We start from the raw sequence: 14,303 nt of genomic DNA, 5'->3' as shown, positions 1-14,303 counted from the left end.
GTGCCGCGCTTGGGGAGTGGGTGCGGCACTCGGTGCCAGCCGGGTCCGGGGGACGGAGGGATGCGGCAGGATGGGCGGCGTGACCGATCGCGAAGCCGATTCCACCCGTCCCGCCGGCGCCGAAGTCCCCTTCGACCTCGCCTCGATGCGCAAGCAGTACCGGGCCGAGGGGCTGGCCGAGCCCGAGCTGGCGGCGACGCCCGTCGAGCAGTTCGCGCGCTGGTTCAAGCAGGCGGCGACGGACGGTGGGCTGTTCGAGCCGAACGCCATGGTGGTGTCCACCGCGGACGCCGAGGGGCGGCCCAGCTCCCGCACGGTGCTGCTGAAGCACTTCGACGAGCAGGGGTTCGTCTTCTACACCAACTACGACTCCCGCAAGGCGCGCGAGCTGGACGCGAACCCGTACGTCTCGCTGCTGTTCCCCTGGCATCCCATGGCCCGGCAGGTCGTGGTCACGGGTGTGGCGCGCCGCACCGGGCGGGACGAGACCGCCGCCTACTTCCGGACCCGGCCGCACGGCTCACAGCTGGGTGCCTGGGCGAGCGTCCAGTCCTCGGTGGTGCCGGGCCGCGGCGCCCTGGACTCGGCGTACGCCGAGCTGGCCGCGCGCTATCCGGAGGGCGAGCAGGTGCCGGTGCCGCCGCACTGGGGCGGGTTCCGGGTGGTGCCGGGGTCGGTGGAGTTCTGGCAGGGCCGGGAGAACCGGCTGCACGACCGGCTGCGGTACGTGGCGGAGGGCGGCGGTGGCTGGCGGGTGGAGCGGCTGAGTCCGTGAGCCGGCCGAGCGCGCCGGCGTGACGCCGGGTCCGCGCCGGGTCCACCGGGGCGCCGCCCGTCCGCCGAGGGCAGAGCGACCTCCCGCGGCGACCGGCCGCCCGGCTCAGTCCAGCGCCTGCTCCAGCAGGCGCGTCCACTGCTCGACCACCCTCTCCCGCCGGGCCGCGTCGTCGGTGAGGAGGTTGGCCAGGCCCAGGCCGCGGGCCATGTCCAGGAGGCCCTGGACGGTCTCGCGGGCGCCGGGGCGGGTCTCGTCGGCGCCCAGGAGGTCGACGGCGACGCGGTGGCTCTCGCGGCCGACGCGGGCCTCCAGTTCGGTGACCCGGCCGCGCAGCTGCTCCTCGTTGGAGGCGGCGACCCACAGGTGCAGGGCGGCGCGGAAGAGCGGGCCGGTGTAGAGGTCGACGAGGGCGGCGACCACCGCGCGCCGGTCCCCGGCGGCCGCGCCGTCGGGGAAGAGGGCGCGCAGCGCGGTGGAGCGTTCCTCGGCGACGTACTCCACGGCCGCCGTGAAGAGGTCCTCGCGGGTGGGGAAGTGATGCTGGGCGGCGCCGCGGGAGACACCGGCGTGCTCGGCGACGACGGAGACCGTGGAGCCGGCCCAGCCGCGCGCGGCGAGGCAGGCCACGGCGGCCTCCAGGAGCCGCTGCCGGGTGGCCCGGCTGCGGTCCTGCTTGGGCACGCGCTCCGCACGCTCGGCCGCGCCCACGGCGCCGCTCACACCACCCATTGCGGATCCCGTCGTTCGAGGAAGGCCGTCATCCCCTCGCGGGCCTGCGGGGAGGCGAACAGCCGGGCCGAGAGCGCGGTCAGGCCGGCCGCGTCCCGGTCGAAGGCTTCCAGCACCCTAGCCGTGAGCAGCCGTTTCGTCTCGGCCAGACCCTGGGGTGAGGCACGGCGCACACCGTCGAGGACGGGTTCGAGTACGGCGTCCACGTCGTCGCCCGCCGCCGTGACCAGGCCGATGCGGGCGGCCTCGGCGGCGTCGAAGCGCTCGCCGGTGAGGTAGTAACGGGCGAGGGCGCGGGGGTCGGTGCGGGGCAGCAGGGTCAGGGAGATCACGGCGGGCGCCACGCCGATGCGGACCTCGGTGAAGGCGAAGGTCGACGCCGTGGACGCCGCCGCGATGTCGCAGGCGGCGACCAGGCCGAGGCCGCCCGCGCGGACGTGTCCGGCGACCCGGGCGATCACCGGCTTCGGCACTTCGGCGATCCGCCGGAACAGGCCGACCAGGGCGTCGGGGTCGGGCGGGTCGCGCAGGTCGGCGCCGGCGCTGAAGGTGGTGCCGGTGTGGGTGAGGACGACGGCGCGGACGCCGGGGTCGCCGCCCGCCGCGGCGAGGGCGTCGGCGAGGTCGCCGACGAGGGCGGCGGACAGGGCGTTGCGGTTGTGCGGCGAGTCGAGGGTGAGGGTCTCGACGCCCCGGGCGCGGGTGCGGTTGATAAGGGTCATCGCCGCTCCCTCAGCTGCCGGCGGAGGATCTTGCCGGAGGCGGCCCGGGGGACGGCGTCGACGAAGGTGACCCGGCGGACGCGTTTGTAGGGGGCGACGCGTTCGGCGACGTACATCATGATCTCGCCCTCCGCGAGCCGGGGTGCGGCCGGCCGGCGGACGACGAAGGCGTGCGGTACCTCGTTGCCGTCGTCGTCGTAGGCGCCGATGACGGCCGCGTCGGCGACGCCGGGGTGGGTGAGCAGGAGGGCCTCCAGTTCGGCGGGGGCCACCTGGAACCCCTTGTACTTGATCAGCTCCTTGACCCGGTCGACGACGAACAGCCAGCCTCCCCCGTCGACGTGCCCGACGTCGCCGGTGTGCAGCCAGCCCTCCTCGTCGATCACGGCGGCGGTGGCGTCGGGCCGGCCCAGGTAGCCCTTCATGACCTGCGGCCCGCGGATGAGGATCTCCCCGGCTTCGCCGGTTCCGAGGTCCTTGCCGGGTTCGGTGAGGGATACGATCCGCATCTCGGTGCCGGCGATCAGCTTGCCGACGGTGCCGGGCGGCGCGGCGGCCATGGCGTCGAGGGGGACGACGTGGGTGCCCGGGGACAGTTCCGTCATGCCGTAGGCCTGGCCGACGGGCGGCAGGCCGAGCCGCTGGGAGCAGGCGGCGGCGAGGCGCGCGTCCAGCGGGGCGGCGGCGCTGACGACGTACTTCAGCGAGGACAGGTCGTAGTCGGTGACCAGGGGGTGCTTGGCGAGGGCCAGGACGATCGGCGGGGCGACGTAGAGGCTGGTGATGCGGTGGTTCTGGATGGCGGCGAGGAACTGCTCCAGGTCGAAGCGGGGCAGCACGACGACGGTGGCGCCGAGCCGCAGCGGGGCGTTCATCAGGGCGGTGAGGCCGTAGATGTGGAAGAACGGCAGCACGGCGAGGACGCGGTCGCCGGGTGCGGCGGGCATCAGCGGTTCGAGCTGGGCGAGGTTGGTGGCGATCTGCCGGTGGGTGAGCATCACGCCCTTGGGCGTACCGGTGGTGCCCGAGGAGTACGGCAGGGCGGCGACGTCCTCCGCGGGGTCGATGGCGACGGACGGTTCGGGTGCGGTCGAGGCCAGCATGTCGACGAGGGAGCGGTGGCCGGGCGCGCTGTCGCAGACCAGGATCTCCTGGACGCCGCCCGCCAGTTCGGCGGCACGGCGGGCGGTGGCGAGGAGCGGTGAGACGGTGACGATCCAGCGGGCGGCGCAGTCCTTCAGCTGCTTGGCGAACTCCTCGGCGGTGGCGAGCGGGTGCACGGTGGTGACGGAGGCGCCCGCGCGGGTGGCCGCGTAGAAGGCCAGGGGGAAGGCGACGGTGTTGGGGCTGTGCAGGGCGAGGACGTCGCCCTTGCGTACGCCGGTCTCGGCGAGGGCGGCGGCGACGCGCCGGTGGAAGCGGTCCACCTGCTCGTAGGTGAGGGTGGTGCCGTCGGTGCCGTCGATCAGCGCCGGGGTGCCGCCGAAGGCGGCGGCCCCGCCGAGCACCGCGTCGTGGATGGGCAGGTCGACGGGCGGGACGTCTGCGTACTCGCTGCGGAACACGGTTCCTCCAACGCGGGCTGTATACGGCCTAGTACGACTTGGGAAGGCCCAGGGTCTGGTGGGAGACGTAGTTGAGGATCATCTCCCGGCTCACCGGGGCGATCCGGGCGACGCGCGACGCCGTGATCAGCCGGCCGAGGCCGTACTCGCGGGTGAGGCCGTTGCCGCCGAGGGTGTGCACGGCCTGGTCGACGGCCTTCACACAGGCCTCCCCGGCCGCGTACTTCGCCATGTTGGCGGCCTCGCCGGCGCCGACGTCGTCACCCGCGTCGTACAGGTGGGCCGCCTTCTGCATCATCAGGCGGGCCAGTTCGAGGTCGATGTGGGCCTGGGCGAGGGGGTGCGCGATGGCCTGGTGGGCGCCGATGGGGGTCTTCCACACGGTGCGCTCACGGGCGTACGCGAGGGCCTTGCCGAGGGCGTAGCGGCCCATGCCGATGCCGAACGCCGCCGTCATCACGCGCTCGGGGTTGAGACCGGCGAAGAGCTGGAGGAGCCCCGCGTCCTCGTCGCCGACCAGGGCGTCGGCGGGCAGCCGTACGTCGTCCAGGGTCAGTTCGAACTGCCGCTCCACGGCGGACAGTTCCATGTCGATGGGGCGGCGTCCGAAGCCGGGGGCGTCGCGCGGGACGATGAACAGGCAGGGCTTGAGCCTGCCGGTGCGAGCGTCCTCGGTGCGGCCGACGATCAGGGTGGCGTCGGCGATGTCGACGCCGGAGACGAAGACCTTGCGTCCGGTGAGGACCCAGTCCCCGGTGGCCGCGTCGCGGCGGGCGGTGGTGGTGATGCGGTGGCTGTTGGAGCCGGCGTCGGGTTCGGTGATGCCGAAGGCCATGAGGCGGGTGCCGTCGGCGAGCGGCGGGAGCCACTCGCGCTTCTGTTCCTCGGTGCCGAAGCGGGCGATGACGGTGCCGCAGATCGCCGGGGAGACGATCATCATGAGCAGGGGGTTGCCCGCGGCGCCCAGCTCTTCGAGGACGAGGGAGAGTTCGGTGATGCCGGCGCCGCCTCCGCCGTATGCCTCCGGCAGGTTGACGCCTATGTAGCCGAGCTTGGCGGCGGCTTGCCAGAGGCGCCGGTTGTCTTCGGGGCTGGCGATGTGGGGGTGGGTCCGGGCGAAGGCCGCCACCGCTGCGCGGAGGGACTTGTGCTCTTCGGATTCGACGAGGGCGGACATCTGTGTGCTCCTTCGGGTGCGGGCTTCGTCGTGGCTTGTCGCGCGGTTCCCCGCGCGCCTAGGACGCTTGCACCACCGCCAGCAGAGAGCCGACCGTCACTTGCTGTCCCGGTACGGCGTTCAGCGCGGCGAGCGTTCCCGTGGCCGGAGCAGTGATCCGGTGTTCCATCTTCATGGCCTCCAGCCACAGCAACGGCTGGCCCGCCTGGACGGTGGTGCCCTCCGTCAGGCCCTCCGCGACGCGGACGACCGTGCCCGGCATCGGGGCCAGGAGGGAGCCGGGGGCGTGCTGGGTGGTGGGGTCGGGGAAGCGGGGCAGGGCGGTGAGGCGCGTGGCGTCGACGTGGACCTGGTCGCCGTAGCGGGCGACGGCGAAGCGGCGCTGCACGCCGTCGGTTTCGAGGACGACCCGCCCGGCGTCGGCGTGGACGACGCGGACGCCGTCGGCGGCGAGACCGGTACGGGTGTGGCGGTAGCGGACCTCGACTTCCTCGCCGTCCACGGCGTAGCGCTTGACCTGGGGTCCCGAGGGCAGGTTGCGCCAGCCGCCGAAGCGGCCCGCGCGGGTGCTCGCGTCGGCCAGGGCGGCGGCCAGGGGGGCGAGCGGGTCGGGGGCGGGCCGCGTCAGGCCGGTCAGGTGGCGGTCGTAGAAGCCGGTGTCCATGCGGCCGGACGTGAACTCCTCGTGGCGCAGCGAGCGGACGAGCAGGTCGCGGTTGGTGACCGGGCCGTGGATCGCCGCCCGTTCCAGGGCGCCGGCGAGGCGGCGGACGGCCTCCGCGCGCGTGGGCGCGTGGGCGACCGCCTTGGCGAGCATCGGGTCGTAGTGGACGCCGATGTCGTCGCCGTCGGTGCAGCCGGTGTCCAGGCGGATGCCGTCGGGCACGGTCAGGCGGTGCAGGCGCCCGGTCTGCGGGGCCCAGCCCCGGGACGGGTCCTCGGCGTACAGGCGGGCCTCGACGGCGTGGCCGCGCGGGGGCGGGGGATCGCCTTCGAGGGCCTGTCCTTCGGCGATCCCGAGCTGGAGGGCGACGAGGTCGATGCCGAAGACGGCCTCGGTGACGGGGTGTTCGACCTGGAGGCGGGTGTTCATCTCCAGGAAGTGCGCCCTGCCGTCGGCGACGAGGAACTCGACGGTCCCGGCACCGACGTAGTCGACGGCGCGGGCGGCGCGCACGGCGAGGTCGTGGAGCTCGGCGGTGAGACCGGGGCTCAGGCCGGGCGCCGGGGCCTCCTCGATCACCTTCTGGTGGCGGCGCTGGAGGGAGCAGTCGCGGGTGCCGAGCGCCCACACGGTGCCGTGGGTGTCGGCGAGGATCTGCACCTCGACGTGGCGGCCGTTCTCCAGGTACGGCTCGACGAACACCTCGCCGTCGCCGAAGGCGCTCGCGGCCTCCGCGCGGGCGGCGGTCAGTTCGGCGTCGAGGTCGGCGAGGTCCCGGACGACGCGCATGCCGCGTCCGCCGCCGCCGGCCGCCGCCTTCACCAGCACCGGCAGGTCGGCCGCGGTGACGTCGGTGAGGGGCGCGAGGCCCATCAGCTCCTTGGCACGGGTCTTGGACGCCATCTCCTCGATGGCCTCGGGCGGCGGCCCGATCCACACCAGCCCCGCGTCCCGCACGGCGCGCGCGAAGTCGGCGTTCTCGGAGAGGAAGCCGTAGCCGGGGTGGACGGCGTCGGCTCCGGCGGCGACCGCGGCCTTCACGATCAGTTCGCCGCGCAGGTAGGTGTCGGCGGGCGACGCGCCCGGCAGGCGTACGGCGGCGTCGGCCACGCGCACGTGGAGGGCGTTCTCGTCGGCGTCCGAGTGCACGGCGACGGTGCGGATGCCCGCCTCGCGGCAGGTGCGGAAGACGCGGCAGGCGATCTCGCCCCGGTTGGCGACCAGTACGGAAGCAATCACTTGGTTCCTCACATCCGGAAGACGCCGAAGCCGCCGCGCGCGCCCTCGTAGGGGGTGGTGTGGACGGCGGACAGGCACAGGCCGAGCACGGTGCGGGTGTCGCGGGGGTCGATGACGCCGTCGTCGTAGAGCCGCCCGGACAGGAACATGGGGAGCGACTCGGACTCGATCTGCTGCTCCACCATGGCGCGCAGGGCGGCGTCGCCCTCGTCGTCGTACGGCTGGCCCTTCGCGGCGGCGGACTGGCGGGCGACGATGGAGAGCACGCCGGCCAGTTGCTGCGGGCCCATGACGGCGGACTTGGCGCTGGGCCAGGCGAAGAGGAAGCGCGGGTCGTAGGCGCGGCCGCACATGCCGTAGTGACCGGCGCCGTAGGAGGCCCCCATCAGGACGGACAGGTGGGGGACGCGGGAGTTGGAGACCGCGTTGATCATCATGGCGCCGTGCTTGATGATGCCGCCCTGCTCGTACTCCCTGCCGACCATGTAACCGGTGGTGTTGTGGAGGAACAGGAGCGGGATGTCGCGCTGGTTGGCGAGCTGGATGAACTGGGCCGCCTTCTGCGACTCCTCGCTGAACAGGACGCCCCGCGCGTTGGCGAGAATGCCGACCGGATAGCCGTGCAGGCTCGCCCAGCCGGTGGCCAGGCTGGTCCCGTACAGGGGCTTGAACTCGTCGAAGTCGGAGGCGTCGACGATCCGGGCGATCACCTCGCGCGGGTCGAAGGGGGTGCGCAGGTCGCCGGGGACGATGCCGAGGAGTTCCTCGGGGTCGTACTTCGGCGGTTCGGCCAGCGGCGGATCGGCGTACGCCTTGCGGTGGTTGAGGCGGGCGACGACGCGGCGGGCCTGGCGCAGGGCGTCCGGTTCGTCGACGGCGAAGTGGTCGGCGAGGCCGGAGGTGCGGGCGTGCATCTCGGCGCCGCCCAGCGACTCGTCGTCGCTCTCCTCGCCGGTGGCCATCTTGACCAGCGGCGGACCGCCGAGGAACACCTTGGCGCGCTCCTTGACCATGATCACGTGGTCGGACATGCCGGGGATGTAGGCGCCCCCGGCCGTGGAGTTGCCGAAGACGACGGCGATCGTGGGGATGCCGGCCGCCGACAGCCGGGTCAGGTCCCGGAAGATCGCGCCGCCCGGGATGAAGATCTCCTTCTGGGAGGGCAGGTCGGCGCCGCCGGACTCCACCAGGCTGATGCAGGGCAGCCGGTTGGCGAGCGCGATGTCGTTGGCGCGCAGGGCCTTCTTCAGCGACCAGGGATTGCTGGCGCCGCCGCGCACGGTCGGGTCGTTGGCGGTGATCAGGCACTCGACGCCCTCGACGACGCCGATGCCGGTGACGAGGGAAGCGCCGACCGTGTACTCGCTCCCCCAGGCGGCCAGCGGCGACAGCTCCAGGAACGGCGTGTCCGGGTCGAGGAGCAGCTCGATGCGCTCGCGGGCCAGCAGCTTGCCGCGCCCCCGGTGCCGGGCGACGTACTTCTCGCCGCCGCCCGCGAGGGCCTTGGCGTGCTCGGCGTCCAGGTCGGCGAGTTTGGCGAGCATCGCCTCGCGGTGGGCGCGGTGGTCGGGGGCGGCCGGGTCCAGGGCGGAGGACAGGACGGTCACAGCGGGGCCTCCTGGGTGTGCGGCGGGGCGGGCACAGCCGGGCCGTCCGGCGTGTACGGCGGGACGGACACAGCGGCGCCCACCGGGACGGGGGCGTACGGCGGGACGGACACAGCCGGGCCGTCCGGCGTGTACGGCGGGACGGACACGACGGCGCCCACCGGGACGGGGGCGTACGGCGGGGCGGTCACAGCAGGCGCTCCGGGATGTCCAGGTGCCGGGAGCGCAGCCATTCGCCGAGCGCCTTGGCCTGGGGGTCGAAGCGGGCCTGTGCGGCGACGCCCTCGCCGAGGATGCCCTCGACGACGAAGTTGAGGGCGCTCAGGTTGGGGAGCCGGTGCCGGGCGACGGGCAGGTCGCGGGCCTCCGGGATCAGCTCGCGGAACCGGTCGCCGGTCAGTTCGTGGGCGAGCCAGCGCCAGGCGTCCTCGGTCCGCGCCCATACGCCGACGTTGGCGTCACCGCCCTTGTCGCCGCTGCGGGCCCCGGCCACGAGGCCGAGCGGGGCACGGCGGACCGGGCCGGGCGGGAGGGGCGGCGGCAGGGGCGGTTCCGGTACCGCTCGGAGTACGGCGGTGTCCTGGGCGGGCGGCACCGCGACCCGGCGTCCGTCGGGCAGGACGGCGACGTGCTCGACGGTGTCCTGGGGGACGTGGACGGCATCGAACACGCCGTAGGGCGCGCCCTTCCCGGGTGGCGCCAGTACGTGGAAGCCGGGATATCCGGCGAGGGCCAGCTCGATCGCTGCGCCGCTCAACGCCCGTCCGACCGCCTGCTGGTCGGTGTCCCGGACGACGAGCCGGAGCAGGGCGCTCGCCGTCTCCTCGGTCGGGGCGTCGGGGCGGTCGGTGCGCACCAGGTCCCAGCGGACGTCGGCGATCTTGCCGAGCGCGGGTTCCATCTGGTCCCGCACCAGTGCGGCCTTGGCCTCGACGTCCAGGCCGGTGAGCACGAAGGCCACCTCGTTGCGGAAGCCGCCGAGGCGGTTGAGGCCGACCTTGAGGGTGGGCGGCGGTGCCTCGCCGCGCACGCCCTCGACGCGGACGCGGTCCGGGCCGTCCTGGGTGAGCCGGACGGTGTCGAGCCGGGTGGTGACGTCGGGTCCGGCGTACCGGGCGCCGCCCGTCTCGTACAGCAGTTGCGCGGTGACGGTGCCGACGTCGACGAAGCCGCCGGTGCCGTCGTGCTTGGTGACGACGAAGGTGCCGTCGGCGTGCAGTTCGGCGAGCGGGAAGCCGGGCCGCCGTACGTCGCCGTCCTGGAAGAAGGCGTAGTTGCCGCCGGTCGCCTGCGCCCCGCACTCCAGCACGTGCCCGGCGACGACGGCGCCCGCGAGGCGGTCGTACTCGGCGGGCCCCCAGCCGAAGTGCGCGGCGGCCGGCCCGGTGACCAGCGCGGCGTCGGTGACGCGTCCGGTGACGACCACGTCCGCGCCGGCCCGCAGGCACGCGGCGATGCCGAAGCCGCCGAGGTAGGCGTGCGCGGCCAGCGCCCCCGGGTGGGCGGCGTTCAGGTCGTCGCCCTCGACGTGCGCGACGCGGACGGGTATGCCGAGCCGCTCGGCCAGCGCCCGTACGGCGTCGGCGAGTCCGGCGGGGTTCAGGCCGCCTGCGTTGGCGACGATCCGGACGCCCCGCTCGTGGGCGAGGCCGAGGCACTCCTCCAGCTGGCGCAGGAAGGTGCGGGCGTATCCGGCGCCGGGGTCCTTCAGGCGGTCGCGGCCCAGGATGAGCATGGTCAGCTCGGCGAGGTAGTCACCGGTGAGGACGTCCAGGGGGCCGCCGGTGAGCATCTCGCGCACGGCGTCGAAGCGGTCGCCGTAGAAGCCGGAGGCGTTGCCGATCCGGAGCACGCTCACCGGGGCTCTCCCTTCGGCGGGCGTCCGGCTCCCGGCGGGCGTCCGGCTCCCGGCGGTCCGGCGAAGGCCTGGGCGATGTCCAGCCAGCGGTCGGCGTCCGGCCCCTCGGCGGCGAGGTCGAGGTCGGCACGGTGGGCGCGCTGGGTGGCGAGCAGACAGAAGTCGAGCGCCGGGCCGGTGACACGCTGGGCGGCGTCCTCGGGGCCGTACGTCCACAGGTCGCCGCCGGGGCCGGTGAGTTCGACGCGGAACGGCTCGGCGGGCGGCGTGAGTCCGTGGGCGGCGTAGGCGAAGTCCCGGGCGCGGACGCCGATGCGGGCGACGTGCCGCAGGCGGTCCGTGGGCGGGCGGGAGACGCCGAGGGCCGCCGCGACGTCCAGGCCGTGCGCCCACGTCTCCATCAGGCGGGCGGTGGCCATGGATGCGGTGGCCATGGGCGGGCCGTACCAGGGGAAGCGGGCACCGGGGGCGGCGGCGCGCAGGGCCCCGTCGAGGGCGGCGCGGCCCTCCCGCCAGGCCGCCAGCAGCACGGCGGGGTCCTGCGCGGCCCCCTCCTCGGCGGCGTCGTCGACGTAGCGGTCGGGCGCGGCGAGGGCCTGTTCGATCAGCCCCTTGAACCCGTCGCCGTCGGTGACGGCGACATGGGCGGCCCGGTCGGTCCAGTGCAGGTGCGCGATCTGGTGGGCGATCGTCCAGCCGGGCGCCGGGGTGGCCGTGCGCCACTCCTCCGGGCTCAAATCGGCTACCAGCGCGTCGAGTTCCTCGCTCTCCTCGCGCAGGTCCTCGATCACGGGCGTCGGGTCGGACACGGGTCGCTCCCCTCGGGCACGGCGGCGTGCGGCGCGGTGTGGTGAGGAGCATGGCAGGGGCGGTGACAACAATCAAGCACGCTTGCATGATTTTCGCGGGACGCTCGAACGCCGCTCGGCCGCCGGGCGTCGCTAGTCCTTCTCCGCGGGCCAGACCGTCAGATCCGTGGTGAGGAAGCCGATGTCCGGCAGGGCGGTCGACTTGACCTCGATGACCATCAGCGCGATGTCGCCGTTGCGGTGCTTGACGCAGATCTCGCTTCCCGCCGCCTTGTCGGCCAGCAGGAGTTCACGGGGGGCCTCCGGGCCGGAGGTCAGCTGACGGCACGTCTCGTACGTGGCGCCGGGACCGCGGACGTTGTGGACCATCACGCTGGTGTCACTCGTCAGTTCGCAGCCCGCGCTCTCGCAGCCGAAGCGGACATCTCCCTTGCGGTCCTTCCGCTCCTTGCCGTTGTGGAGGATCAGCGAGTTGTCCCCCTTCAGCATCGGGGCGTAGTAGACGTGGGCCGCCGGTGCCCTGGTACCGGCCCCGGCCCCCTCCGCCCCCGTGTCCGACGTGTCGGCGGACGGGGCGGCGCCCGGCCCGGCCGACGCCCCGGACGCCCCGGCCTCCCCGTCGGCCGGCGACCCCTCCGCAACCGGCCGGGGCGCGCCGGACGCGGACTCCGCCGCCGCCGACGCGGACTCGGACGCGGCTGCGTCCCGGACCCGTTCGATCCCTCGCCCCGCCGCGTCCAGGAGCGCCGACCCCGCCGCGATCACCAGGCCGCACGCGACGACGGCACCGACCGAGATCAGGACGGTGTTCCTCCGGCGGCGCCTGCGCTCCTCCGGCCCGGCCGGCCGTCGCGGCACCGTCGGGCCGCCCGGTCCGACGGCGCCCGGCCAGGGCCCGGGGACCGCCTGCCAGGGCGCCGGGACGGCCCCCTGCGGCGGAGCCGCCGGCTGCGGAACGGTCCACGGCGTCGTGTGCACCGCGGTCGGCCCCGGTGCCGCGACCGGTGCCGCGGCGGTCGCCGGTCCCGTGGCCGCGGCCGGCGGCGGAACCGTCACCGGCGGCCCGGCGATCTCCCGCCACAGGGCCGGACCGGCCTCCTCCCCGCCGTCCCGGCCCAGCTCCCGGCGGCACCACTCGACGACCTCGGTCGGGGTGGCCCGTTCCCCCGGGTCGGCGGCCAGGCACCGGGCGAGCAGGTCGCGCAGGCGCTCGGGCACCCCGGACAGGTCGGGCTCCGAGTGGACGATCCGGTAGAGCACGGTGGCGGCCGGGCCGTCGCCGTACAGCGGGCTGCCGAGCGCCGCGAAGGCGGCCGTCTGGCCGAGCGCGAAGATGTCGGTGGCCGCCGTGATGTCACCCGCCGACGCCTGCTCGGGGGCCATGTACTGGGGCGTGCCGATGGTGCTGCCCGTGGCGGTGTGCGCGGTGCTGTCGGCGGCGAGCGAGATGCCGAAGTCGATGACCCGCGGTCCGTCGGCGGCCAGCAGGACGTTCGCCGGCTTGAGGTCCCGGTGCACGATCCCCGCGCCGTGGATGGCCTGCAGCGCCTCGGCGACCCCCGCCATCAGCCACAGCACCGCGGGCACCGGCAGCGGCCCGCCGCGCGCGACGACGTCCGACAGGGAGGGCCCGGGCACGTACAGCGTGGCCAGCCAGGGCGGGGCGGCGTCCGGGTCGGCGTCGATCAGTTCGGCCGTGTAGGCGCCCTTCACCTTCCGGGCCGCCCCGATCTCCCGGCCGAACCGCCGCCGGAAGGCCGGGTCGTCGGCCAGCTCGGACCGTACGACCTTGACGGCCACGGGCCGGCCGCCCCGGGTGTGCGACAGGTAGACCCGCCCCATGCCGCCCGCTCCGAGGCGTGCCGCGAGACGGTAACCGGCCACCGTGCGCGGATCGTCGTCCTGCAGGGGCTTGAAGACCCCGGCCGGGTGATTCATCGGTTCCCTCCCCGTGATCCCGATGAGCTGACCAGGGACGCAGCCTATGCGGTGCGACTGCCGCCCGGCCCGTCCGGCGCCGAGGGTGCGCTACGGGACCTCGGGGAGAGCCTTCGCCTTCCGCCGCCCCACCTGGGTCCGTACGGCGCCCATGCTCGCCGCGATGACCAGGGCGATGGCGGCGGACTGGGTGGCGGACAGGGCCTGGTCGAGGATGAGGAAGCCGGCCGCCGCGGCGATGGCGGGTTCCAGACTCATGAGGATGGCGAAGGTCGGCGCGGGCAGGCGGCGCAGGGCCAGCAGTTCGAGGGTGTAGGGCAGGACGGAGGAGAGCACGGCGACCCCGGCGCCCAGCGCGAGCGTCGTCGGGTCGATCAGCTTCGCCCCCGACTCGGCGATGCCCAGCGGCAGGAACAGCAGCGCCCCGACCACCATCGCCAGGGCCAGGCCGTCGGCCTGCGGGAAGCGCCGCCCGGTGCGGGCACTGAAGACGATGTACGCCGCCCACATGGCGCCCGCCGCCAGGGCGAAGGCGGCACCGGCCGGGTCGAGGTCGTCGAAGCCGCCGCCGCTCAGCAGGAAGACGCCGGCCAGGGCGAGCCCGGCCCAGACCAGGTTGACCGCCCGGCGGGAGGCGAAGACGGACAGGGCGAGCGGGCCGAGCACCTCCAGGGTGACGGCGGGGCCCAGCGGGATGCGGTCGACGGCCTGGTAGAAGAGGCCGTTCATACCGGCCATGGCGATGCCGAAGACGACGACCGTGCCCCAGTCGGCCCGGGAGTGGCCGCGCAGCCGGGGCCGGCAGACCACGAGCATGACGACGGCGGCCACCACCAGCCGCAGGGTCACCACGCCGAGCGCCCCGGCCCGCGGCATCAGGCTCACCGCGAGCGCGGCGCCGAACTGCACGGAGATCCCCCCGGCGAGGACCAGACCGACCGGCCCGAGGGAACCGAACCGCCCGCCCGGAGCACCGTCCGGGGCGGACGCCTGACCGGCGGCGGCTGCGGCCTCGGGGGCGGCCACGGGGGCGACGGCCGGGGAGGAGGTGCCGGGCGTGACGCCGGCGTCGGCGCGGGGGGTACTCACGGGGGCTCCGGGCGGGTCTGCGGGTGGATGTCGTTCAGCACACTGTACTGCGCAGTCCACAACAGTGGACTGTGTCAGGCATGTACCGCTCTCACGCAACTGTCAGGGCCGGGTGCCGTCACTGTCAA

At 74.6% G+C, this 14,303-nt stretch carries 12 protein-coding genes; 1 reads left to right on the top strand and 11 read right to left on the bottom strand.

The window, feature by feature from the left end:
* Window positions 1-70 precede the first annotated feature (70 nt).
* Window positions 71-775, top strand: coding sequence for a pyridoxamine 5'-phosphate oxidase (pdxH, locus tag EV562_RS24250; protein ID WP_133888964.1), 705 nt, complete (start codon window positions 71-73; stop codon window positions 773-775).
* Between the two features lie 105 nt (window positions 776-880).
* On the opposite strand, the gene EV562_RS24245 is transcribed toward pdxH, so the two are convergent.
* The 11 genes from EV562_RS24245 to EV562_RS24195 form a co-directional block, all read right to left on the bottom strand.
* A complete protein-coding gene (locus EV562_RS24245) occupies window positions 881-1,507 on the bottom strand; it encodes a TetR/AcrR family transcriptional regulator (protein WP_166661970.1) in 627 nt (208 codons plus the stop codon).
* Window positions 1,495-2,229: an enoyl-CoA hydratase family protein gene (locus tag EV562_RS24240; RefSeq protein ID WP_133888963.1), complete on the bottom strand. Its 735-nt coding sequence runs from the start codon at window positions 2,227-2,229 to the stop codon at window positions 1,495-1,497. The genes EV562_RS24245 and EV562_RS24240 overlap by 13 nt, the downstream gene beginning before the upstream one ends.
* A complete protein-coding gene (locus EV562_RS24235; protein WP_133888962.1) occupies window positions 2,226-3,794 on the bottom strand; it encodes a 4-coumarate--CoA ligase family protein in 1,569 nt (522 codons plus the stop codon). The genes EV562_RS24240 and EV562_RS24235 overlap by 4 nt, the downstream gene beginning before the upstream one ends.
* Window positions 3,795-3,822: 28 nt before the next feature.
* Complete coding sequence (locus EV562_RS24230) at window positions 3,823-4,971, bottom strand: acyl-CoA dehydrogenase family protein (protein WP_133888961.1); 1,149 nt, start codon at window positions 4,969-4,971, stop codon at window positions 3,823-3,825.
* Window positions 4,972-5,029: 58 nt separating this feature from the next.
* Window positions 5,030-6,874 carry a biotin carboxylase N-terminal domain-containing protein gene (locus EV562_RS24225; protein WP_133888960.1) on the bottom strand — a complete coding sequence of 615 codons (1,845 nt, stop codon included), beginning with the start codon at window positions 6,872-6,874 and terminating at the stop codon, window positions 5,030-5,032.
* Window positions 6,875-6,882: 8 nt separating this feature from the next.
* On the bottom strand, window positions 6,883-8,481 hold the full coding sequence (locus EV562_RS24220; RefSeq protein ID WP_133888959.1) for a carboxyl transferase domain-containing protein: 1,599 nt from the start codon (window positions 8,479-8,481) through the stop codon (window positions 6,883-6,885).
* Complete coding sequence (locus EV562_RS24215; RefSeq protein ID WP_133888958.1) at window positions 8,478-8,672, bottom strand: hypothetical protein; 195 nt, start codon at window positions 8,670-8,672, stop codon at window positions 8,478-8,480. The genes EV562_RS24220 and EV562_RS24215 overlap by 4 nt, the downstream gene beginning before the upstream one ends.
* Window positions 8,669-10,339, bottom strand: coding sequence for an acyclic terpene utilization AtuA family protein (locus EV562_RS24210; RefSeq protein ID WP_133888957.1), 1,671 nt, complete (start codon window positions 10,337-10,339; stop codon window positions 8,669-8,671). The genes EV562_RS24215 and EV562_RS24210 overlap by 4 nt, the downstream gene beginning before the upstream one ends.
* The gene (locus tag EV562_RS24205; protein WP_133888956.1) at window positions 10,336-11,148 is read right to left on the bottom strand and encodes a TIGR03084 family metal-binding protein; all 813 of its coding nucleotides are present in this window, start codon (window positions 11,146-11,148) and stop codon (window positions 10,336-10,338) included. Before EV562_RS24205 ends, EV562_RS24210 begins: the two co-directional genes overlap by 4 nt.
* Before the next feature lie 132 nt (window positions 11,149-11,280).
* Window positions 11,281-13,086, bottom strand: a complete 1,806-nt coding sequence (locus EV562_RS24200) for a serine/threonine-protein kinase (protein ID WP_133888955.1) — start codon at window positions 13,084-13,086, stop codon at window positions 11,281-11,283.
* A gap of 90 nt (window positions 13,087-13,176) precedes the next feature.
* Window positions 13,177-14,112 (bottom strand): EamA family transporter, encoded by a 936-nt coding sequence (locus EV562_RS24195; protein ID WP_133889124.1) that lies wholly within the window; start codon window positions 14,110-14,112, stop codon window positions 13,177-13,179.
* Between the last annotated feature and the right edge of the window lie 191 nt (window positions 14,113-14,303).

The organism is Streptomyces sp. BK208 (assembly GCF_004364245.1).
Taxonomy (GTDB): domain Bacteria; phylum Actinomycetota; class Actinomycetes; order Streptomycetales; family Streptomycetaceae; genus Streptomyces.
This window is presented reverse-complemented; position numbering and strand designations above follow the sequence as displayed.